This window comes from Buttiauxella sp. AC038 (genome assembly GCF_979253565.1).
The window spans coordinates 2,066,761-2,089,379 of the sequence record NZ_CEEDCQ010000001.1 but is presented as its reverse complement, the minus strand read 5'-3'; the positions used below and the strand labels follow the sequence as shown (position 1 = coordinate 2,089,379).

General features: G+C 50.7%; 21 protein-coding genes and 1 pseudogene. 8 read left to right on the top strand and 14 right to left on the bottom strand.

Going from position 1 to position 22,619, the window contains the following annotated elements:
- Positions 1 to 12: 12 nt before the first annotated feature.
- Together AC0IXI_RS09960 and AC0IXI_RS09955 are read right to left on the bottom strand one after the other, a co-directional pair.
- Positions 13 to 711: a tellurite resistance TerB family protein gene (locus AC0IXI_RS09960; RefSeq protein ID WP_064511931.1), complete on the bottom strand. Its 699-nt coding sequence runs from the start codon at positions 709 to 711 to the stop codon at positions 13 to 15.
- A gap of 116 nt (positions 712 to 827) precedes the next feature.
- Positions 828 to 1,178, bottom strand: coding sequence for a YebG family protein (locus tag AC0IXI_RS09955; protein ID WP_413498838.1), 351 nt, complete (start codon positions 1,176 to 1,178; stop codon positions 828 to 830).
- A gap of 138 nt (positions 1,179 to 1,316) precedes the next feature.
- Here AC0IXI_RS09955 and purT point away from each other — a divergent pair, with 138 nt between their 5' ends.
- The gene (gene purT, locus AC0IXI_RS09950; RefSeq protein WP_424221616.1) at positions 1,317 to 2,495 is read left to right on the top strand and encodes a formate-dependent phosphoribosylglycinamide formyltransferase; all 1,179 of its coding nucleotides are present in this window, start codon (positions 1,317 to 1,319) and stop codon (positions 2,493 to 2,495) included.
- Between the two features lie 153 nt (positions 2,496 to 2,648).
- On the opposite strand, the gene AC0IXI_RS09945 is transcribed toward purT, so the two are convergent.
- The 3 genes from AC0IXI_RS09945 to zwf all read right to left on the bottom strand — a co-directional run bounded on the left by AC0IXI_RS09945 (position 2,649) and on the right by zwf (position 7,016).
- Positions 2,649 to 3,287 (bottom strand): bifunctional 4-hydroxy-2-oxoglutarate aldolase/2-dehydro-3-deoxy-phosphogluconate aldolase, encoded by a 639-nt coding sequence (locus AC0IXI_RS09945; RefSeq protein WP_064511934.1) that lies wholly within the window; start codon positions 3,285 to 3,287, stop codon positions 2,649 to 2,651.
- Between the two features lie 62 nt (positions 3,288 to 3,349).
- The gene (edd, locus tag AC0IXI_RS09940) at positions 3,350 to 5,161 is read right to left on the bottom strand and encodes a phosphogluconate dehydratase (RefSeq protein WP_134186822.1); all 1,812 of its coding nucleotides are present in this window, start codon (positions 5,159 to 5,161) and stop codon (positions 3,350 to 3,352) included.
- Between the two features lie 379 nt (positions 5,162 to 5,540).
- Positions 5,541 to 7,016 carry a glucose-6-phosphate dehydrogenase gene (gene zwf / locus AC0IXI_RS09935; protein ID WP_064511936.1) on the bottom strand — a complete coding sequence of 492 codons (1,476 nt, stop codon included), beginning with the start codon at positions 7,014 to 7,016 and terminating at the stop codon, positions 5,541 to 5,543.
- 481 nt (positions 7,017 to 7,497) lie between these two features.
- Between zwf and AC0IXI_RS09930 the strand changes: the two genes are divergently transcribed.
- The gene (locus tag AC0IXI_RS09930; protein WP_064511937.1) at positions 7,498 to 8,367 is read left to right on the top strand and encodes a MurR/RpiR family transcriptional regulator; all 870 of its coding nucleotides are present in this window, start codon (positions 7,498 to 7,500) and stop codon (positions 8,365 to 8,367) included.
- A gap of 130 nt (positions 8,368 to 8,497) precedes the next feature.
- A complete protein-coding gene (gene pyk / locus AC0IXI_RS09925; protein ID WP_064511938.1) occupies positions 8,498 to 9,940 on the top strand; it encodes a pyruvate kinase in 1,443 nt (480 codons plus the stop codon).
- 58 nt (positions 9,941 to 9,998) lie between these two features.
- Here the strand turns inward: pyk and lpxM are convergent, their stop codons facing one another.
- The 3 genes from lpxM to znuA form a co-directional block, all read right to left on the bottom strand.
- Positions 9,999 to 10,973 carry a lauroyl-Kdo(2)-lipid IV(A) myristoyltransferase gene (gene lpxM, locus AC0IXI_RS09920; protein ID WP_064511939.1) on the bottom strand — a complete coding sequence of 325 codons (975 nt, stop codon included), beginning with the start codon at positions 10,971 to 10,973 and terminating at the stop codon, positions 9,999 to 10,001.
- Between the two features lie 123 nt (positions 10,974 to 11,096).
- Positions 11,097 to 12,419: a murein DD-endopeptidase MepM gene (mepM, locus tag AC0IXI_RS09915; protein WP_074391971.1), complete on the bottom strand. Its 1,323-nt coding sequence runs from the start codon at positions 12,417 to 12,419 to the stop codon at positions 11,097 to 11,099.
- Between the two features lie 15 nt (positions 12,420 to 12,434).
- Positions 12,435 to 13,379 (bottom strand): zinc ABC transporter substrate-binding protein ZnuA, encoded by a 945-nt coding sequence (gene znuA / locus AC0IXI_RS09910; RefSeq protein ID WP_471683221.1) that lies wholly within the window; start codon positions 13,377 to 13,379, stop codon positions 12,435 to 12,437.
- 79 nt (positions 13,380 to 13,458) lie between these two features.
- On the opposite strand from znuA, the gene znuC reads away from it, so the two are divergent.
- Positions 13,459 to 14,214, top strand: a complete 756-nt coding sequence (gene znuC, locus AC0IXI_RS09905) for a zinc ABC transporter ATP-binding protein ZnuC (protein WP_064511941.1) — start codon at positions 13,459 to 13,461, stop codon at positions 14,212 to 14,214.
- Positions 14,211 to 14,996, top strand: coding sequence for a zinc ABC transporter permease subunit ZnuB (znuB, locus tag AC0IXI_RS09900; RefSeq protein ID WP_471682329.1), 786 nt, complete (start codon positions 14,211 to 14,213; stop codon positions 14,994 to 14,996). Before znuC ends, znuB begins: the two co-directional genes overlap by 4 nt.
- A gap of 87 nt (positions 14,997 to 15,083) precedes the next feature.
- On the opposite strand, the gene ruvB is transcribed toward znuB, so the two are convergent.
- The 6 genes from ruvB to aspS all read right to left on the bottom strand — a co-directional run bounded on the left by ruvB (position 15,084) and on the right by aspS (position 20,491).
- The gene (gene ruvB / locus AC0IXI_RS09895) at positions 15,084 to 16,091 is read right to left on the bottom strand and encodes a Holliday junction branch migration DNA helicase RuvB (RefSeq protein WP_064511943.1); all 1,008 of its coding nucleotides are present in this window, start codon (positions 16,089 to 16,091) and stop codon (positions 15,084 to 15,086) included.
- Between the two features lie 21 nt (positions 16,092 to 16,112).
- Positions 16,113 to 16,724, bottom strand: coding sequence for a Holliday junction branch migration protein RuvA (gene ruvA / locus AC0IXI_RS09890; protein ID WP_064511944.1), 612 nt, complete (start codon positions 16,722 to 16,724; stop codon positions 16,113 to 16,115).
- Between the two features lie 197 nt (positions 16,725 to 16,921).
- Complete coding sequence (gene ruvC / locus AC0IXI_RS09885) at positions 16,922 to 17,443, bottom strand: crossover junction endodeoxyribonuclease RuvC (protein WP_034455116.1); 522 nt, start codon at positions 17,441 to 17,443, stop codon at positions 16,922 to 16,924.
- A gap of 43 nt (positions 17,444 to 17,486) precedes the next feature.
- Entirely contained in the window at positions 17,487 to 18,230 is a 744-nt protein-coding gene (locus AC0IXI_RS09880; protein ID WP_064512136.1) for a YebC/PmpR family DNA-binding transcriptional regulator, read from the bottom strand.
- Positions 18,231 to 18,249: 19 nt separating this feature from the next.
- Complete coding sequence (gene nudB / locus AC0IXI_RS09875; RefSeq protein WP_471682328.1) at positions 18,250 to 18,726, bottom strand: dihydroneopterin triphosphate diphosphatase; 477 nt, start codon at positions 18,724 to 18,726, stop codon at positions 18,250 to 18,252.
- A complete protein-coding gene (gene aspS / locus AC0IXI_RS09870) occupies positions 18,701 to 20,491 on the bottom strand; it encodes an aspartate--tRNA ligase (RefSeq protein ID WP_413498834.1) in 1,791 nt (596 codons plus the stop codon). The genes nudB and aspS overlap by 26 nt, the downstream gene beginning before the upstream one ends.
- 260 nt (positions 20,492 to 20,751) lie before the next feature.
- Between aspS and AC0IXI_RS09865 the strand changes: the two genes are divergently transcribed.
- The 3 genes and pseudogenes from AC0IXI_RS09865 to AC0IXI_RS09855 all read left to right on the top strand — a co-directional run bounded on the left by AC0IXI_RS09865 (position 20,752) and on the right by AC0IXI_RS09855 (position 22,598).
- Positions 20,752 to 21,318, top strand: a complete 567-nt coding sequence (locus tag AC0IXI_RS09865; RefSeq protein ID WP_064511947.1) for a hydrolase — start codon at positions 20,752 to 20,754, stop codon at positions 21,316 to 21,318.
- Positions 21,315 to 22,132 (top strand): annotated as a pseudogene (locus AC0IXI_RS09860) (DUF72 domain-containing protein). Before AC0IXI_RS09865 ends, AC0IXI_RS09860 begins: the two are co-directional and overlap by 4 nt.
- 70 nt (positions 22,133 to 22,202) lie before the next feature.
- Positions 22,203 to 22,598 carry an MAPEG family protein gene (locus AC0IXI_RS09855; RefSeq protein ID WP_064511949.1) on the top strand — a complete coding sequence of 132 codons (396 nt, stop codon included), beginning with the start codon at positions 22,203 to 22,205 and terminating at the stop codon, positions 22,596 to 22,598.
- Positions 22,599 to 22,619 lie beyond the last annotated feature (21 nt).

Sequence of the window (22,619 nt, the reverse complement as noted above, 5' to 3'; positions counted from 1 at the left end):
AAAATGCCGGGATTAACCCGGCAGATTTAGTTTCTGCTGCTGAATATCTTGTTCGATGCCTTCGCGTACATCCTGAGGAATTTTTAGCGCATCGCCGAGCGCATTGAGATAACTGCGCTCCATAAAGTGGTCGATGTCGATTGCAGCACAGCTCAGGAAGTAAAGCTCCAGCGCTTCTTCTTCATTATTAACGCCTTCGACGAGGCGTTGCGGATCAAGAGGTTGATCGATAGCTTGCTGAATTAGATTACGCCCCGGCCCTTCGATACCGGCATCACGTAGTTGCTGCTCGATAATCTGACGCTCTTTATCATCAATATGACCATCGCTTTTAGCCGCGAAAACCAAAGCGGTAATCAGGCGCTCCGTACGAACATCGACAGGCGAAGTTTGCTGCCCAAACTGCGGCTCACCCTGATGGGCTTCACGCACTCGGTCTTTATATTTGTTCCACAGTACGCTTCCCGCAACCGCACCACCACCGACCAATAACGCGCTGGTGCCGTACTTTGTCAGTAGTTTCCGTGACGATTTGCTCGCCAGCAGCAAGCCCGCTAACCCGCCCAGTGCGCCAGGCACCAGTAACTTACTCAGCCCCTGAGAATTGTTTCCCTGAGGAGTTTGTGAGGATTGATTCTGACCAGTGTGATTCTGGATGGATTGCGTCGCTTGCCCCAGCATAGACTGAAGCTGCTGTAACCAATTGCTCATTAGAGACACCCTTTGTGAGAACTTAACATCTGAGGTTAAGCCAAAGGCTGTCAAGAAGTGTCTGATTAGGCTAAAGATGAGAAAAGAACCGCGCCGGTAACCCGACGCGATAAAACTTATGCAGCTTTAGTGCGTTTACGCGGGTGTTCAGCCACTTTATCGTCTGCAACAGACTCTTCAGCGTTATCGGCTTCATCTGCGGCTTCACCGGCAGTTTCAGTACTTTCAAGGTCCGGCAATTTACCGCTTTTCAGCACGCTGGAAAGCACGTCTTTGTTTTCTGCCATCCACATAGCCAGCACATCGCTTTGCCCTTCTTCGAAAGCAACAGGGCTGTGTACGAGCCACTCGCTCAACACTTCTGCCAGATCGAGCATTTTGTCGTAGGCGTCTGCATCTTTTTTACTGGCAAAAGACATTTTTTCTTGCCCCTCTCGTACAACAACGTATTTGATTTCAACCGCCATTTTGCAGCTCCGGTTTAACTGTTTATTTAAACAGTGTAATGATATTGCCCCTGTATCGCAAGTGGGAAAATCGCTGCGTACGCAAACGTTTTCGTTTATAATCCGCCGGTCTATTTTCTCCGTTCGGGTATACAGATTATGTCAATTTTGGGAACAGCGCTTCGTCCATCAGCTACACGAGTTATGTTGTTAGGATCAGGCGAATTAGGAAAAGAAGTGGCGATTGAATGCCAGCGTCTTGGTCTGGAAGTTATCGCAGTAGACCGCTACGCCGATGCCCCCGCTATGCATGTTGCTCACCGCAGCCATGTCATCAATATGCTGGACGGTGCCGAGCTTAAAAAACTGGTTTCCGTAGAAATGCCGGATTTCATCGTTCCCGAAATTGAAGCGATCGCAACAGACATGCTGGTTGAGCTTGAGCAGCAAGGTCAGTGCGTGGTGCCTTGCGCGCGCGCAACCCAACTGACCATGAACCGCGAAGGTATTCGCCGCCTGGCCGCAGAAGAACTCGCTCTGCCGACCTCCAGCTTCCGCTTTGCCGATAACGAAGCTGCATTTTTACAGGCAGTTGAAGAAATCGGCCTGCCTTGCATCGTTAAACCGGTGATGAGTTCTTCCGGCAAAGGGCAAAGTTTTATTCGTACAGCCGACCAGTTAGCGAAAGCGTGGGAGTACGCTCAGGAAGGCGGTCGCGCAGGTAAAGGCAAAGTTATTGTCGAAGGTGTGGTGAATTTCGATTTTGAAATCACCCTGCTGACGATTAGTGCTGTCGATGGCGTGCATTTCTGTGCCCCAATCGGCCACCGCCAGGAAGACGGTGACTATCGCGAATCCTGGCAGCCGCAACAAATGAGCGATGCCGCTCTTGCCCGTGCGCAAGAAATTGCTGAAAAAGTGGTGAAAGCGTTGGGGGGTTACGGTTTGTTTGGCGTCGAACTTTTCGTGTGTGGCGATGAGGTTATTTTTAGTGAAGTCTCCCCTCGCCCGCACGACACCGGCATGGTGACGATGATTTCTCAGGACGTTTCCGAGTTTGCATTGCACGTCCGCGCTTTCCTCGGCTTGCCGATTGGTGACATTCGCCAGTACGGCCCGGCAGCTTCTGCGGTGATCCTTCCAGAATTGAGCAGCGACAACGTGCACTTCGGCAATGTGGGTGCCGCAGTGGGCGCAGGTTTGCAAGTGCGTCTGTTCGGTAAGCCTGAGATTAACGGTAAACGCCGAATGGGTGTGGCACTGGCAACGGGTTCCAGCGTGGAAGATGCCATTGCACGTGCTATCGCTGCAACCAAAGCCATAATCGTCAAAGGATAAAAAAATCCCCGCTCATCTGAGCAGGGATTCAATAACACGAATCATTCGAGTCGTAGGAAGGCGGCAAGAGAACGAATCCCCGGGAGTATAGATAACTATGTAACCGGGGTGAGTGAACGTAGCCAACGCATCTACGGCTCGAAGGATGACGTGTTATTTCGCGCCTTCGACAGCTTCACGGGCGAGAGTAGTAATACGATCGTAATCGCCAGCTTCCAGCGCGTCAGCCGGAACCAACCATGAACCACCGATACACAGCACGCTTTTCAGCGCCAGGTAGTCACGGTAGTTAGCCGGTGTGATACCGCCAGTTGGGCAGAAACGAACCTGAGAGAATGGACCTGCGATAGCTTGCAGCGCTTTGGTGCCGCCATTTGCTTCAGCCGGGAAGAATTTGAATTCTTTCAAGCCGTAGTCCAGACCCAGCATCAGTTCAGAAACAGTGCTGATACCTGGGATCAATGGAATGGAGCCTTCGGTTGCTGCTTTCAGCAGTGGCTCGGTCAGACCTGGGCTGATGGCGAACTGCGCGCCAGCTGCGGTCACTTCTGCCAGTTGCTCTGGGTTCAGTACGGTACCCGCACCAATAATCGCTTCTGGTACTTCTTTAGCGATTGCACGGATTGCGTCCATTGCGCATGGAGTACGCAGAGTCACTTCCAGAACGCGCACGCCGCCAGCAACTAATGCTTTAGCCATTGGTACTGCGTGTTCCAGTTTGTTAATTACGATAACCGGGACAACCGGTCCTGTTTTCAGGATCTGTTCCGCAGTAGTTTTCCAGTTTTTCATCTCAAGCCTCTTCAACCAACTTTATAATTCGTTTCCAGCGCAGCAAGTGCTGCCTCCGGTCCTTAAAATTTAATGCAGGTCGCGCCCTGTTCCGCGCCAGATAACTGCTCGCGTAACGCGCTAAATAGTTCACGGCCGGTTCCAACACGATCCGCGCTGAGATCCGGGTGGTATGCAGTGCGTTTTTCCAGCTCGGCATCATCGACCAGCAATGTCAGTTCACCCGTTTGCCCGTTGACGCGAATCATATCGCCATCCCGGACTTTTGCCAGTAGCCCACCATCATAAGCTTCTGGGGTAACATGGATGGCAGAGGGCACCTTACCTGAAGCGCCCGACAGCCGTCCATCAGTGACTAACGCTATTTTGAAACAGCGGTCCAATAATACCCCAAGTGGCGGCATAAGTTTATGTAATTCTGGCATGCCGTTAGCTTTTGGCCCTTGATGGCGGACAACAACCACGCAATCACGGTCAAGATGGCCTGCTTCGAAAGCCGGTAAAACGTCGTGCTGGCTTTCGAAAATGACCGCAGGCGCTTCAATAATTTGGTTTTCTACTGGCACCGCAGAGGTTTTCATTACCGCACGACCCAGATTACCGCTGAGGACTTTCGTGCCGCCATGTTTAGAGAAAGGTTTTTCGAAGGTCGCGATAACATCAGTATCGAGCGCGGTTGTTGCGCCTTCACGCCATGCCAACTGACCGTTATCCAGCCACGGTTCCATGGTGTAGTGATGCAGACCAAAGCCCGCAACGGTGTTGACATCTTCATGCAGCAAACCGCCTTTGAGCAATTCGCGCATCAATACCGGCACGCCGCCCGCCGCCTGGAAGTGGTTAATGTCCGCAGGGCCATTCGGATACAGGCGAGCCAATAATGGCACCACATCAGAGAGGTCAGAGAAATCATCCCAGTTGATGATAATCCCCGCCGCACGCGCCATCGCCACCAGGTGCATAGTGTGGTTGGTGGAGCCGCCTGTCGCAAGCAAAGCAACAATGCCGTTCACGACCACTTTTTCATCAATCATTTTGCCGATCGGCATCCACTCGTTGCCGTTTCCGGTCAGACGCGTCACCTGCCGTGCTGCCGCGGCAGTCAATTCATGGCGCAGAGGGGCATCCGGGTGAACAAATGAAGAGCCTGGCAACTGCATACCCATGAACTCAACTACCATCTGGTTGGTATTGGCAGTACCGTAGAATGTACAAGTACCCGGTGCGTGGTAAGAAGCAGCCTCAGATTCCAGAAGCGCGATGCGATCCACTTTGCCTTCAGCATAAAGTTGGCGAATACGTACTTTTTCTTTATTCGGTAAACCGCTAGCCATTGGACCTGATGGCACAAATACCGCAGGCAGATGACCAAATGACAACGCCGCCATGGTTAAGCCCGGGACGATTTTGTCACACACGCCGAGGTACAGTGCACCATCGAACATATTGTGAGACAGGCCAATTGCCGTAGACATCGCAATAATTTCGCGGCTGAGCAATGACAGTTCCATGCCATCCTGTCCCTGCGTCACGCCATCACACATGGCCGGAACCCCACCTGCAACTTGCCCTACCGCGCCAACGGAATGCAGCGCTTTACGAATCTGGTCAGGGTAATGCTCATACGGCTGGTGCGCGGAAAGCATGTCGTTATAGGACGTAATGATCGCAATGTTGTTACGCAGCATGCTTTTCAGCGCGGCTTTATCTTCTGGCTGGCAGGCGGCAAAACCGTGTGCCAGATTGCCACACGCTAATTCAGAGCGATGTACGGTGTTCGACTTCGCTTTTTCAATCCGTGCCAGGTAGGCTTCACGGGTTTGGCGGGAGCGTTCAACGATGCGTTGTGTTACGCGTAACAAATTAGGATTCATAACAAGTCCTCATAAAGTGGCTGCCGTCGCTGTGGGCAGGTGGTCGACGTTACCGGCTCTTTTCTCTTCTCGTGAGGCGGCAATCCGTACCATCAGGGCAAAATCGCTTCAGCTAGTGTAAATAAAAAAGCCCTGCTGGTGAATCCAGTCAGGGCTTTTAAATTAAAAAATTTGCACCACTTTGGTGTTAGATCATGTTACCGGTAAAATATGAATCATTTGTTACACGATTTTTGCAAAATCCGAGGAGTTTAATCTCCTAAATCATTCGAGTTGCATTGAGGCGGCGACGCAGCGAATCCCCAGGAGCTTACACAAGTAAGTGACTGGGGTGAGCGAGGAAAGCCAACAAAGAGGCAACTCGAAGGATGACGGAGATTTATTCGAACTCGTTCCACGAACGCCCATCACGGGTGATCATTGCCACTGAGGCAACCGGTCCCCAGGTTCCAGCCTGATAAGGTTTAGGTGCATCGTTGTCCGCGGCCCAAGCCTCGGTGATGGAATCTACCCACTTCCACGCTTCTTCCACTTCATCACGACGCACGAACAGTGCCTGAATCCCACGCATGGTTTCCAGCAACAGGCGCTCGTAAGCATCTGCCAAATGTGACTCGTTGAAGGTTTCGGAGTAGCTCAGATCAAGCTTAGTGGTTTGCAGGTTGTGCTTGTGTTCAAGCCCTGGCACTTTGTTGAGCACCTGAATATCCACACCTTCGTCCGGTTGCAAACGGATGGTGAGCTTGTTCTGTGGCAAATCTTGCCAGGAGTCTTTGAACAAGTTCAATGGTGGGCTTTTGAAATAGACCACGACTTCAGAGCACTTGGTTGGCAGACGTTTACCGGTACGCAGGTAGAACGGGACTCCTGCCCAGCGCCAGTTATCAATATCGACACGAATGGCGACAAAGGTCTCGGTGCTACTGCTTTTGTTCGCACCTTCTTCTTCCAGGTAACCCGGGACTTTTTTACCCTGCGCAAAGCCTGCGGTGTACTGGCCACGGACCGTTTTCTCGCGCACATTGCTGCGGTCGATACGGCGCAAGGATTGCAGTACTTTTACTTTTTCATCGCGAATATGGTCGGCGGTGAGATCGGACGGTGGAGACATGGCAATCATGCACAGAATTTGCAGCAAGTGGTTTTGAATCATGTCGCGCATCTGCCCGGCCTGGTCAAAGTAACCCCAGCGCCCTTCGATACCCACTTCTTCCGCTACCGTGATTTCCACATGATCTATGGTTTTGTTATCCCAGTTATTGGCAAACAGGGAGTTTGCAAAACGCAACGCCAGCAGGTTCAGTACCGTCTCTTTACCTAAATAGTGGTCGATACGATAGACCTGGCACTCTTCAAAATACTCGCCAACCTGGTCGTTGATTTCCTGGGAAGTCGCAAGCGAGGTGCCAAGCGGTTTTTCCATCACAACACGAGCAGGTTTAGCGTTGAGTTTCGCCTTGCCCAGACCTTTGCAGATTGCGCCAAAAGTATTCGGTGGCATAGCAAAGTAGTTGATGGTGACGCGATTTTGCTGATCGAGCATTTTACCGAGTTTGGTAAAGGCTGCAGTATCGTTAACATCCAGGTTGCAAAAATCGAGACGGCTGCTCAATTTATCCCACAGGCTTTCGTCGATCTTTTCCTTCATAAAGGTTTCGATCGCTTCGCGCACTACTTTGGTATAAGCCTCTTTATCCCAGTCTGCGCGGCCCACGCCCAGGATGCGCGTCTCCGGGTGGATCTGCCCTGCCTTCTCCAGTTGATACAGGGATGGCAGAAGTTTCCGACGCGCAAGGTCGCCCTTTGCGCCGAAAATCACCAGGTCACATGCCTGAGCTGTCTGTGTTACCGCCATGTCTTTTCTCCTCGTTTCGGATGTCCGGGCTCTCCCATCATGCTTCAAGCTGCAGGGGTGTTGGCTGCACTCACACATCCCAGTCACTTACTCAAGTAAGCTCCTGGAATGTGCTCTTTTGCCGCCTACCTGCAACTCGAATTATTTCGGGAGGTTAACTCCGGCCCGTGTGTAATTTAATTACAGAATAATGTACTGCTTTTGCTGAGTTCAGGTAAGTCTTCAGCCATTATTTGATCGCATTCATGGGCAAGATTTGGCCGCCAGTGCCATTTCACGGCAATAAATCGAATTTTTCGAAGTTTCGTTGTTGATGTATATCATGTCGAAAGTTAGACACTGATCATGTTATGAAAAAAAACAACATCCTTACATCGATTAACTTGTCCAATCACTAATGGGCAAGCGTATATTCTTGCTAAATCGCGTCACGATTTCTCCATTTGTTGAAATCGATAAAATCCATGAATGCCGGACACCTATGAATATGCTGGACAAAATCCAGTCTCAACTGGAACACCTTAGCAAATCAGAACGTAAAGTCGCAGAAGTGATTCTTACCGCACCACAAGATGCCATTCACTCAAGCATTGCAACCCTTGCCCGCAGTGCCGATGTCAGCGAACCGACAGTCAACCGCTTTTGCCGCCGCCTTGAAACCAAAGGCTTTCCAGATTTTAAATTACATTTAGCGCAAAGTCTGGCGAATGGCACTCCATATGTAAACCGGAATGTTGACGAAGACGATAGCGTTGAAGCTTATACCGGCAAAATTTTCGAATCCGCTATGGCAAGCCTTGACCAGGTACGGCAATCATTGGATATGGCAGCAGTCAATCGTGCTGTGGATTTACTCACCCAGGCCAAGAAAATCGCTTTCTTCGGTCTAGGTTCTTCAGCCGCTGTAGCACATGACGCAATGAATAAGTTCTTTCGCTTTAATGTGCCCGTTATCTATTCCGACGATGTCGTTTTACAACGCATGAGCTGCATGAATTGTAGTGAAGAAGATGTCGTTGTACTCATCTCGCATACCGGGCGAACTAAAAATCTGGTTGAACTCGCTCAATTGGCGCGTGAAAACGATGCCATTGTACTGGCGATAACCTCAGAAGGCTCGCCGCTGGCCCGCGAAGCGACACTCTCTTTATTGCTCGATGTCCCTGAAGACACTGATATCTATATGCCAATGGTGTCACGGCTTGCACAGCTCACGGTCATTGATGTGCTGGCGACAGGCTTTACTTTGCGTCGTGGTGCGAAATTCAGAGATAACTTGAAGCGAGTCAAAGAAGCGCTCAAGGAATCGCGTTTTGATAAGGGGCTGTTTGTCTCTGGCGAGAACAAGTAAGTTTTTATAACAAAGCTGTAACTTTTTAGGTCATTCGGTTAAGTTGTTGCTTTGCGTTTTCAACGCACGCTGATTTACCGAATCTTTTGTTAACGCAACACCAAAGTTGTTTCAGTCAACGGAGTAATACATGTCCAGACGGCTACGTAGAACCAAAATCGTTACCACTTTAGGCCCGGCCACAGATCGCGACAATAATCTGGAAAAGATTATCGCAGCTGGCGCTAACGTGGTGCGTATGAACTTTTCCCACGGCACCGCAGAAGATCATCAGATCCGTGCCGATAAAGTTCGTGAAATTGCAGCGAAACTGGGGCGTCATGTCGCTATTCTGGGCGATCTGCAAGGGCCGAAAATTCGTGTTTCTACCTTCAAAGAAGGTAAAGTTTTCCTTAACATCGGCGACAAATTCTTGCTTGATGCCAACCTGGGCAAAGGCGAAGGCGACAAAGAAAAAGTCGGTATCGACTATAAAGGTCTGCCTGCTGACGTCGTGACCGGTGACATCCTGCTGCTTGATGACGGCCGCGTACAGTTAAAAGTGCTCGAAGTACAAGGCATGAAAGTGTTCACCGAAGTCACCGTGGGTGGCCCGCTGTCGAACAACAAAGGTATCAACAAGCTGGGTGGCGGCCTGTCCGCTGAAGCGCTGACAGATAAAGACAAAGCCGATATTCTGACGGCTGCGAAAATCGGCGTTGATTACCTGGCGGTTTCCTTCCCACGTTGTGGCGAAGACCTGAACTACGCTCGCCGCCTGGCGCGTGAAGCAGGTTGTGATGCGAAGATTGTCGCTAAAGTGGAACGTGCCGAAGCCGTTTGCAGCGAAGAGGCAATGGACGACGTGATTCTGGCATCAGACGTGGTGATGGTTGCCCGTGGTGACCTGGGTGTTGAAATCGGTGACCCAGAGTTGGTCGGTATTCAGAAAACCCTGATTCGTCGTGCACGTAAGCTTAACCGTGCGGTGATCACCGCGACTCAAATGATGGAGTCGATGATTACCAACCCAATGCCAACGCGTGCTGAAGTGATGGACGTGGCGAATGCCGTGCTGGACGGTACCGACGCGGTAATGCTTTCTGCTGAAACGGCTGCGGGCCAATACCCTGCTGAAACCGTTGCTGCGATGGCGCGTGTTTGCCTGGGTGCTGAGAAAATCCCAAGTATCAACGTTTCCAAGCACCGTCTGGACGTACAGTTTGACAACACAGAAGAAGCGATTGCGATGTCTGCGATGTACGCGGCAAACCACCTGAAAGGTGTTACTGCAATCATCACCATGACTGAATCTGGCCGCACCGCACTGATGACTTCACGTATCAGCTCCGGTTTGCCAATCTTCGCTATGTCTCGCCATGAGCGCACGCTGAATCTCACCTCTTTGTACCGTGGTGTTACGCCTGTGTTCTTTGATAGCCCAAGCGACGGTGTTGCAGCTGCAAACGATGCAGTCAATCTGCTGCGTGATAAAGGTTACCTTGTTTCTGGCGACTTGGTTATCGTCACTCAGGGCGATGTGATGAGTACCATTGGTACCACCAACACCACGCGTATTCTGTGTGTTGAGTAATCCATTCACAGCATAAATGCAAAAGGGGCCAATCGGCCCCTTTGTTATTTCTTATTCTTTATTTCTTAGGATACAACTCTTTGCGGCGGTAAGGTTCAGTCTCCCCTTCCTTACGCGTTTTAAGCAATTTCAGTATCCAGGTGTATTGCTCAAGATTCGGACCCACCAAAATTTCCACTTCTTCGTTCATACGCCGAGCAATGGTGTGGTCGTCTGCATTAAGCAGGTCGTCCATCGGCGGGCGAATATGAATATCCAGGCGATGCGTCTTGCTGTTATAAACAGGGAACAGCGGAACAACACGCGCACGCGATATTTTCATTAAGCGGCCAATCGCTGGTAATGTCGCTTTGTATGTCCCGAAGAAATCAACAAATTCACTGTGCTCGGCACCGTGGTCCTGGTCTGGCAGATAATAACCCCAATATCCCTGACGCACAGAGCTTATAAACGGCTTAATCCCATCGTTACGTGCATGCAGGCGGCCACCAAAACGGCGACGCACGGTATTCCACATGTAATCAAATAGCGGGTTGCCCTGATTGTGGAACATCGCCGCCATTTTCTGCCCTTGAGACGCCAACAGCATCGCAGGGATATCCACAGCCCAGCCGTGCGGTACGAGGAAGATGACATTTTCTTCGCGTTGTTTGAGCTCATCGATAATCTCTTTACCGTGCCAGTCAACGCGCTGCATGACTTTTTGCGGATCTTTAATCGCAAGCTCCGCCATCATCACCATCGCCTGAGGAGCGGTGGCAAACATTTCATCAATAACAGCTTCACGTTCAGCTTCCGGCATATCGGGGAAGCAATACAGCAGGTTTATTTGTGCACGACGGCGCGCACTTTTACCCAAGCGTCCGGCAATACGCCCTACTTTGCCCAAAAGCGGATCCCGTAATGACGGCGGTAACATTGCAAGCCCTGCGAAAGCGCCAACGCCTAACCAGGCGCCCCAAAATTTCGGATGCAAGAAGGCCTTTTGAAATTCAGGAATGAACTCACTGTGACTTTTTTTTGCTTTTTCCATGCATATTCTCAGTACAGCATCAAATCGTTGATGACATGAATTTGTAAGTATCTTAGCGGGCTAATGCCCATCAGACAAAGAAAAAGCCGGCAACAAAGTACCGGCTTTTTTCATAATGATGGATTAATTAAAGCTAAGTTGCGGTGTGACTTCACGAACTTGAGCCAGATAATCGTTACGATCCGAGCCTGTCAGCCCCTCGGTACGAGGCAATTTCGCGGTTAATGGATTTACCGCCTGCTGGTTAACCCACACTTCATAATGCAAATGCGGCCCCGTAGAACGCCCGGTATTACCTGAGAGAGCGATACGGTCTCCACGTTTCACTTTCTGCCCTGGCTGAACCAACAGCTTTTTCAGGTGCATATAACGAGTGGTATATGTACGACCATGGCGGATAGCGACAAAGTAACCTGCCGCACCACTGCGTTTGGCCATAACAACTTCACCATCACCGACAGCCAGCACCGGAGTACCTTGCGGCATCGCAAAATCGACACCTTTGTGCGGGGCCACACGCCCGGTTACCGGGTTGAGACGGCGTGGATTAAAGTTTGACGAGATACGGAACTGTTTTGCAGTCGGGAAGCGCATAAAACCTTTCGCAAGACCGGAACCGCTGCGGTCATAGAATTTGCCGTCTTCCGCACGAATGGCGTAGTAATCTTTACCACTGCTGCGAAGGCGCACACCCACCAATTGGCTTTGTTCACGTTTGCCATCGAGCATTTCGCGTGACATCAGCACAGAAAACTCATCGCCTTTCTTCAGTTTGCGGAAATCCATTTGCCACTGCATGGCTTTGATAACCGAGCTAATCTCGGCACTGGTCAATCCGGCATCTTTCGCACTACTTACAAAACTATTGCCAACCGTGCCTTTCAGCACATTGTTAACCCATTCGCCTTGCTGCATTTCACTGCTGAGTTTGAAAGTACTGCCTGAACGGTCGTATGTGCGCGTTTCGCGGCGTGACATTTCCCATGTCAGGCGCTGAAGTTCGCCATCGTCGTTTAACGTCCAGGAGATCTGTTGGCCGATTTTCAGGTTACGCAGGTCTTTATCTACCGTCGCGAGTTGGCTGATATCGCCCATGTCGATACCATACTGATTCAGGATGCTACCGAGCGTATCCCCTGTCGACACGACATATTCATGAACACCCGTTTCACCGGCAGTTTTATCGTCCAGCTCATCTTGCGGGATTGTGTCGTCTTCTGCGTCCGGAGACTGATCTAGCGGTTCACTGGCTTCAGGGAGTAACGAACGAATTTCGTTTTTCTCAAGCTCAATGGTTTTAATGACGGGGCTGGCTTCAGGATGATAGACGTACGGTCGCCAGACAGCGACCGCAAGTGTAAGAACTGTAAGAGACCCCAGCATAACGCGGTGGGGCCGGGACAAATTGTCGAATGCCAGGGCGACAGAGCGGGCTATCTGTTGCACGTATTCACTTCCTCATTAATCTCCTTTCAGGCAGCTCGCATATTGGTTCGCAAGCCCGTTCAAAAACTGCATATAGCTGTTTTTGCCGAGCTTAACTTCAATCCCCAGTGGGTCCAGCGTTCCGTTTCGAACGTTAGTGCCACGGGCTACGGCATTAATTACTGCTGGCCTGAACTGCGGCTCAGCAAAAACGCACACGGCTTTTTGCTCAACCAACAGTGTTTTGATGTCATGTAAACGCTGCGCACCAGGTTGGATTTCTGGGTTTACGGTAAAGTGACCAAGAGGCGTTAGACCGTAATGTTTTTCAAAGTAGCCGTAGGCGTCGTGAAAAACGAAATACCCTTTTCCTTTGAGGGGCGCGAGCACGCTACCAACTTGCTTATCGATATTGGCTAATCCTAACTCGAAAGTTTGCAAGTTGGCGTCAAGTTTGGCTCTATTTTGGGGCATAAGTTCCACTAATTTATCGTGGATTGCAACCGCTGACAGGCGCGCCACCTCTGGAGAAAGCCAAATATGCATGTTGTATTCACCGTGATGGTGATCTTTGTCACTATTTTCGGCTGAATGGTCATGTCCTTCGTGACTATCACCATCGTCGTCACTCCCCTTCATTAGCAAGGGTTGCACGCCTGGCAAAGCGGCCAGTTGCACTTGTTTTTGTTCAGCTAATTGGCTAACGGACTTCTGCATGAACGCTTCCATTTCTGGACCGACCCACACTACTAAGTCCGCGCTTTGTAAGCGTTTTACATCAGACGGACGAAGTGCATAATCATGCTCAGAAGCGCCATCTGGCAGTAAAACTTCAGTCGGTGTGACGCCATCAGCAATCGCTGCGGCAATAAAACCTAACGGTTTAATAGAGGCAACGACAGCGGCCTGTGCCGGTACAGCAGCGGCACCCAGAAAAGCAGTTGTTAAAGCTGCGCAAAGAAATGAGTTTTTATGTAACATAATGCGACTTTTCATCGTTATGAATATGAGATGTGTGATATTATAACATCCGCTAACTTCTGCAACCCCTGAAATTGTCATGACAAATCTGGTATCACTGGAAAATATCTCTGTTTCTTTCGGACAACGCCGTGTGCTGTCTGATATTTCACTCGATCTCAAACCGGGTCGCATTCTGACGCTGCTTGGGCCAAACGGTGCAGGAAAATCAACGCTTGTCCGCGTGGTACTGGGCCTGGTAGCACCTGATGAAGGTGTGATCAAGCGAGACCGCGACCTGCGAATTGGTTATGTGCCGCAAAAATTACACCTCGATGCCACCCTGCCATTAACCGTTAGCCGGTTTATGCGCCTGCGTCCGGGTGTGAAAAAAAGCGATATCCTGCCCGCATTAAAACGCGTTCAGGCAGCCCATCTGATTGAAGCACCGATGCAAAAACTCTCTGGCGGCGAGAACCAACGTGTTCTGCTGGCCCGTGCGTTGTTAAATCAGCCGCAGTTATTGGTGCTCGACGAACCGACTCAGGGCGTTGATGTTAACGGGCAACTGGCTCTGTATAACCTGATTGATCAACTGCGTCAGGAGCTGAATTGCGCAGTGATGATGGTTTCACACGACCTGCATTTGGTGATGGCAAAAACCGATGATGTGTTGTGCCTGAATCACCATATTTGCTGTTCTGGCACGCCAGAAGTGGTGTCTATGCATCCGGAATTTATTTCGATGTTTGGTGCGCGTGGTGCTGAACAGTTAGGGATTTATCGCCACCACCATAATCATCGTCACGATCTTACCGGACGTATCGTTCTGCGCAGAGGGAATGGCCAGTCATGATTGAATTGTTGTTGCCCGGCTGGCTTGCCGGGATTTTGCTGGCATGCGCTGCTGGCCCGCTCGGCTCATTCGTTGTCTGGCGTCGGATGTCCTACTTTGGTGATACCCTCGCCCACGCTTCTTTATTAGGCGTCGCTTTCGGCCTGCTGCTCAATGTAAACCCATTTTATGCCGTGATTGCGGTCACCTTGATGCTGGCGTTAGGTCTGGTGTGGCTCGAAAAACGTCCACATCTGGCGTTAGATACCTTACTTGGAATAATGGCTCACAGCGCGTTGTCACTGGGTCTGGTCGTAGTCAGTTTGATGTCTAACGTTCGTGTCGATTTAATGGCGTATCTGTTTGGCGATCTGCTTTCAGTCACGATGCCCGATATTATCTCTATTGGTCTGGGTGTTGCCGTGGTCGTTGGCGTGCTGCTTTGGCAATGGCGAAATCTGTTGTCGATGACCATCAGCCCTGATCTTGCTCATGTTGACGGCGTAAACCTACAACGCGTGAAGATGCTACTTATGCTGGTGACCGCACTGACTATTGGTGTGGCGATGAAATTTGTTGGTGCACTGATTATCACCTCACTGCTGATTATTCCTGCGGCAACAGCGCGTCGCTTTGCGCGTACACCTGAACAAATGGCAGGTTTTGCTGTGATTATCGGCATGCTTTCAGTGACGGGCGGGCTAACGTTCTCCGCATTCTATGACACACCTGCCGGGCCTTCTGTGGTACTCAGTTCAGCGGTGTTGTTTATTCTGAGTATGGCAAAGAAGCAGCCTGCTTAAGATAGTGTTGGATGGCGCTTGCGCTTATCCAACCTATAAATCCTCAAGGCGGATTAGCACGAACACCATCCGCCGTTTTACTCACTGCTATGCGTCTGGCGGCACAATCCCAAAGTGAGTCCAGGCTCTTGGCGTTGCGATACGCCCACGTGGAGTACGTTGCAGGAAGCCCTGCTGAATCAGGAAGGGTTCCAGCACATCTTCAATCGTTTCCCTCTCCTCACCAATTGCAGCCGCGAGGTTGTCCAACCCGACCGGGCCGCCAAGGAATTTGTCTATCACCGCCAGCAATAACTTGCGGTCCATATAGTCAAACCCTTCGGTATCAACGTTGAGCATATCCAGTGCTTGCGACGCTATGTCACCATTAATGGTGCCATCATGTCTGACTTCCGAAAAGTCACGCACACGACGCAGCAGACGGTTGGCGATACGTGGTGTCCCACGCGCACGACGCGCCACTTCTAACGCGCCCTCCTCGCTCATTTCCAGACCCAGCACGCTCGCGCTGCGGCCAACAATGTGCTGCAAATCAGCGACCTGATAAAACTCAAGGCGTTGCACAATGCCGAAACGGTCACGCAGTGGAGATGTCAGAGAACCGGCACGGGTAGTTGCGCCAATCAGAGTAAAGGGTGGCAAATCAATTTTGATTGAGCGTGCGGCCGGGCCTTCACCAATCATGATATCGAGTTGGTAATCTTCCATTGCCGGGTAAAGCACTTCTTCGACAACCGGTGAAAGGCGGTGGATTTCATCAATGAACAACACGTCATGCGGTTCAAGGTTGGTCAGCATCGCCGCCAAATCCCCTGCTTTTTCCAGCACAGGACCAGAAGTGGTTCGCAGGTTCACGCCCATTTCGTTGGCAACGATATTCGCCAGTGTGGTTTTACCCAACCCTGGTGGGCCAAAAATTAACAGATGATCGAGCGCATCCCCACGCAGTTTCGCCGCCTGGATGAAAATTTCCATTTGCGATGTAACCTGCGGCTGGCCGACATAATCCGCCAGAAAACGCGGGCGAATCGCGCGGTCGATTAACTCATCAGGGGTGATAGTATCTGGCGAAACCAGACGGTCTGCTTCAATCATCCTTCATCTACCTCAGGGGCTTTAAAGTGCTGCGCGTAATGCTTCGCGGATCAGGGTTTCACAATCGGCACCGGCTTTGCCGACTTTGCTAATCATGCGGCTGGCTTCTTGTGGTTTATAGCCCAGCGATACTAGCGCCGCAACAGCTTCTGATTCGGCGTCATCTGTTGCGCCACTTTCTGGAGCGGTCAGCACCAAATCTGACGCCGGAGTAAACAGGTCGCCATGCATTCCTTTAAAGCGGTCTTTCATTTCGACAATCAAACGCTCAGCAGTCTTTTTACCAACACCTGGCAACTTAACTAATGAGCCAATTTCTTCGCGTTCAACAGCATTAACGAACTGCTGTGCCGACATACCAGAGAGGATAGCCAGCGCAAGTTTCGGGCCAACACCATTCACTTTGATCAGCTCGCGGAACAGGGTACGTTCTTGTTTGTTATTAAAACCGTAGAGCAGTTGCGCGTCTTCACGCACCACAAACTGGGTAAACACCACCGCTTCTTTGCCGATTTCCGGTAATTCATAGAAGCAAGTCATTGGCATGTGTACTTCATATCCAACGCCGCCCACTTCCATCAATACCAGCGGTGGCTGTTTTTCCAGGATGATGCCTCTGAGTCGTCCAATCACACTGCTTCCCCTACTGTTGCGTAAAAAATTTTGCCTATCATATAAAAAAGGCTGGATAAATATCCAGCCTATAGCCAAAATAATTCGAGTTGTAGGAAGGCGGCAAACAAACGAATCCCGATGAGCTGACTAAAGTCAGTGATTCGGGTGAGCGAGAGCAGCCTACGCACCTACAGCTTGAAGTATGAAGGGTATATTTATTTTAGTCGTCCCCGCGCCAGATTAAGCCGCGTATCGCTCATCTGCATCGAGTTCTGCGTCACATGGCAATGCGTAATCGCGATAGCCAAAGCATCTGCAGCATCCGCTTGTGGATTCGCAGAGAGTTTCAACAAAGTGCGTACCATGTGCTGAACCTGGCTTTTCTCGGCACTACCGATGCCAACAACCGTCTGTTTAACCTGACGAGCCGCATACTCAAACACCGGCAAATCATGGTTTACAGCGGCAACAATGGCCGCACCGCGCGCCTGACCGAGTTTCAGTGCAGAGTCGGCATTCTTTGCCATAAACACGGACTCGATAGCAAAATATTCTGGCTGGAACTGGGTAATGATTTCGCTCACCCCCGCGTAGATAAGCTTCAAACGCGAGGGTAAGTCGGTAACCTGAGTACGAATACAGCCGCTACCTAAATAGGTAAGCTGCCGACCAGTTTGGCGAATGACGCCATAACCGGTAACGCGCGACCCCGGGTCGATGCCGAGAATAATCGCCATCACGCGTCTCCTGTAAACAGGTGTACGGTTTCAGACAACACCATTACAGGGTTGCCGCAACCTCGTCAGAGATCTCACCATTGTGATAAACCTCTTGCACGTCATCACAGTCTTCGAGCATGTCGATAAGGCGCATCAGTTTCGGTGCAGTTTCCGCGTCCATATCTGCTTTGGTAGATGGGATCATGGAAACTTCGGCTTCGTCTGCTTTAAGCCCTGCGGCTTCCAGTGCATCACGTACTGCACCCATCTCTTCCCAGGCAGTGAACACGTCAATTGCGCCATCGTCATATGCAACAACATCTTCAGCGCCAGCTTCAAGAGCGGCTTCCATCAAGGTGTCTTCGTCTTTGCCGGGAGCATAAGAGATAACGCCTTTTTTGGTGAACAGATAAGCAACAGAGCCATCAGTTCCCAGGTTACCACCGCATTTGTTGAACGCGTGACGTACTTCAGCCACGGTACGGTTACGGTTATCACTCAGGCATTCAACCATGACTGCTGAACCACCAGGACCGTAACCTTCATAAATGATGGTTTCCATGTTGGCGTCTTCATCACCACCCACACCACGTGCGATTGCACGGTTTAAGGTGTCACGCGTCATGTTGTTGGATAACGCTTTATCAATGGCTGCACGCAGACGCGGGTTAGAACCCGGATCACCACCGCCCAAACGGGCTGCGGTTACCAGCTCGCGGATAATTTTGGTGAAAATTTTACCGCGTTTGGAATCTTGCGCAGCTTTGCGGTGCTTTGTGTTGGCCCACTTACTATGACCTGCCATAAAAATATCTCCAAAATGGCTACCTTGCGGCAGCATTAATTACAAACTCTTCAATCGCTTGCCGGTTGCTCCACGACTTGGTCATAGCAGCCGCAGCTTGTGCGTCTGTCCATTCCCATGCCAGATGTTCCGAAATGGTAATCGGCTGTTCGTTTGGCAGCGCAAGACAGAACCAATATTCCATATTGCGCGTAATGCCCGGCGCATAGCGATGACGTAAATGTGTAAAAATCTCGAATTCCACACAGCGTTGGCAGTCAATCAAGGCCAGTTGCTCTGAGACAACATCAATATCGACCTCTTCCTTTACTTCACGCTGCGCAGCATACAGCGCGGTTTCACCCTCTTCTATGCTGCCGGTAACCGACTGCCAGAAATCAGGATCATCGCGCCGCTGTAACATGAGCACCCGTCCGGTGTCTTGAGCGAAAATCACAATCAGTACCGAGACGGGACGCTTAAAGGCCATATCACTCGTTCTCGAGGGAAATGTCATTTTTGACTTTTTTAATCACTTCTATGCCCAGCTCAGTCAGAGACGCTGGGTTTGCAAAGCTTGGTGCTTCAGTCATCAGGCACGCTGCTGCGGTTGTTTTAGGGAACGCGATAACATCACGGATGTTGTCGGTACCGGTCAACAGCATAGTCAGGCGATCCAGACCAAATGCCAGGCCTGCATGCGGTGGTGTACCGTATTTCAGGGCGTCTAGCAGGAAGCCGAATTTCTCGCGCTGGTCTTCTTCAGCGATACCCAGAATGCCGAACACAGTCTGCTGCATCTGACCGTTGTGGATACGCACGGAACCGCCGCCCACTTCATAACCGTTGATAACCATATCGTATGCGTTCGCAACCGCTGCTTCCGGATCGGCCGCCAGTTCTTCTGGTGACATATCTTTCGGTGCGGTGAACGGGTGGTGCATTGCGGTCAGGCCGCCTTCACCATTGTCTTCAAACATTGGGAAGTCGATAACCCACAGCGGTGCCCAGGCTTTTTCATCGGTGATGCTCAGATCTTTACCGATTTTCAGACGCAGTGCGCCAAGCGCATCAGCAACCACTTTCTTGTTGTCTGCGCCGAAGAAGATCATGTCGCCGTCTTGTGCGCCAGTACGGGTCAGAATCGCTTCAACGATTTCTGCATTCAGGAATTTAGCTACCGGGCTGGTGATGCCTTCAATGCCTTTAGCACGCTCGTTCACTTTGATATAAGCCAGCCCTTTCGCGCCGTAAATCTCAATGAACTTGCCGTAGTCGTCAATCTGTTTACGGCTTAACTGTGCGCCACCTGGCACTCGCAGTGCAGCAACACGGCCTTTAGCATCATTTGCCGGGCCCGCGAACACTTTAAACTCAACGTCTTTGAGCAGGTCAGCAACGTCCACCAGTTCCATTGGGTTACGCAGGTCTGGTTTGTCAGAACCGTAACGACGCTCCGCTTCAGCAAAAGTCATGATCGGGAAATCGCCCAGGTCAACGCTTTTCACATCAAGCCACAGGTCGCGAACCAGTTTTTCCATCACTTCACGCACTTGTGGTGCAGACATGAAGGAGGTTTCAACGTCGATCTGGGTAAATTCTGGCTGACGATCAGCACGCAAGTCTTCGTCACGGAAGCACTTAACAATCTGATAGTAACGGTCAAAGCCAGACATCATCAGCAGCTGTTTGAACAGCTGTGGGGACTGTGGCAACGCGTAGAATTTACCTTTATGCACACGGCTCGGCACCAGGTAGTCACGCGCACCTTCCGGTGTGGCTTTGGTCAGCATTGGGGTTTCAATATCCAGGAAACCGTGGTCATCCATAAAGCGGCGCACGAAGCTGGTGATTTTCGCACGCGTTTTCAGGCGGTTTGCCATTTCCGGGCGTCGCAGGTCCAGGTAACGGAATTTCAGACGCGCTTCTTCAGTGTTGACGTGGTTTGAATCCAGCGGCAGCGCTTCAGAACGGTTGATGATGGTCAGGTCGGTTGCGAAAACTTCCACAGCACCGGTAGCCATATCTTTGTTGATGTTTTTCTCATCACGCGGACGAACAGTACCGGTGATTTGGATGCAGAACTCATTACGCAGTTCAGATGCCAACTGGAACGCGTCCTGACGATCAGGGTCGAAAAACACCTGCACGATGCCTTCGCGATCGCGCATATCAATAAAGATAAGGCTACCGAGGTCACGACGACGATTGACCCAACCACACAGTGTTACTTGTTGTCCCACATGGGATTGATTTAGCTGCCCGCAATATACTGTACGCATGAGATATCCCTTAAATTAGCCGCTCACTGTCCACTACCTGCAACGGTGGCCACTATTTCTGTCTGTCATCTATTGATAAAAAAGGGGGTTATTATACTGGAAATAATGCCCCGCGATAAGCCCGATACGACTGACTGGCGTGTTTGAAAGCGCCATGTTCTGGTAAAACTCACAAAAATTAACAAAATTTGTAAACTATCGGCCCCTGGTTTCATCGTAAGGTATTAGCCGATCACCTTATTTTTCCCCGGAGTCACCCAATGTTAGAACTGAATACTTCACGAACCGCGCTGGTAATCATTGATTTGCAGGAAGGGATCCTGCCGTTTGCAGGCGGCCCGCACAGTGCACAGGATGTGGTGGCTCGTTCAGCAAAGCTTGCTGAAAAATTCCGTGCCAATGGTGCCCCCGTTATTATGGTGCGCGTTGGATGGTCAAAAGATTTTGCTGAAGCACTCAAGCAGCCCGTAGATGCACAAGCAGGTGCACATGCGCTGCCTGAAAACTGGTGGGTTTATCCGCAAGCACTGGGTAAAAAAGAGAGTGATATTGAGGTCACTAAACGCCAGTGGGGCGCATTCTACGGCACGGATTTAGAACTTCAATTGCGCCGCCGTGGTATTGATACCATTGTACTGTGCGGTATTTCTACCAATATCGGTGTGGAATCAACCGCCCGTAACGCCTGGGAACTGGGCTTTAACCTGGTCGTTGCCGAAGATGCCTGTAGTGCGGCCAGCAGCGAACAACACCAGGGCAGCATGACGAATATCTTCCCGCGTATAGGACGTGTTCGTAGCACTGACGAGGTCCTTGCAGCGCTGTGATCTACATTGGCCTTCCGCAATGGTCGCATCCTCATTGGGTGCGCCTTGGCATAACTTCTCTTGAAGATTACGCTCGCCATTTTAATTGTGTGGAAGGCAACACCACGCTTTATGCACTACCTAAAGCGGAGATTGTGTCGCGCTGGCGCGATATGACTGATGACGATTTCCGCTTCTGCTTTAAATTCCCGGCGACGATTTCCCACCATGCGGCCTTACGCCAGTGTGGAGATTTGACGGCGGAATTTCTCGACCGTATGTCCCCCTGGCGAACCGCATCGGGCAATACTGGCTACAGCTTCCCGCTGCATTTGGGCCAACTGATTTACCGGCGCTGTGGAATTTCCTCGATTCGTTGCCCAAAGAATTTACTTATGGCGTTGAAGTTCGCCACCTTTCTTTCTTCGATAAAAGTCCCGATGAGCAAGCGCTTAATCGTGGACTGCACGAGCGCGGCGTCAATCGCGTGATTCTTGATAGTCGCCCGGTTCACAGCGCCAAACCACACAACGAAGCCATTCGTGAAGCGCAACGCAAAAAGCCGGTGGTTCCGGTTCACGCACTCGTGACGGCCAAAAATCCACTGGTGCGATTTATCGGCAGCGACGATATGGAGCAGAATCTGGCGTTCTTTAGCGCCTGGATGAAAACCTTGCCCAAGTGGGAACAAACCACCACGCCATATCTCTTTTTACACACCCCGGATATCGGCCTGGTGCAAGACCTGGTTCATACGCTATGGCCGGGTTTGCAACAGGCTTTTCCGGCATTGGGCAATGAACCGGCGATTCCAAAGCAAAACTCACTATTTTAGTAATAGCGACAGTTAACAGGTTGCACTGCTATCATATGCGGTGCTGGAACTATCTCTAAAGGATGTGGGTATGGTAAGCGCGCTCTACGCCGTGTTGGGTGCTTTGTTGCTAATTAAGTTCTCGTTTGATGTTGTTCGTATGCGTTTGCAGTACCGCGTCTCATATGGTGACGGTGGTTTTAGCGAACTCCAGAGTGCAATTAGAATTCACGGTAATGCGGTGGAATATATTCCAGTCGCGTTGCTGCTTTTATTACTGATGGAAATGAACGGCGCCGAAACCTGGATGGTGCATGTTTGCGGGTTGCTGCTCATTGCTGGTCGCCTGATGCATGCATACGGTTTTCACCATCGCTTAATCCGCTGGCGTCGCTCTGGTATGAGTGCAACATGGAGCTCTTTAATCCTGATGGTGCTGGCTAATCTATGGTATATGCCATGGGAGTTGGTTTTCTCGCTGCATTAACGCAAAATATGCCCCTTTCGA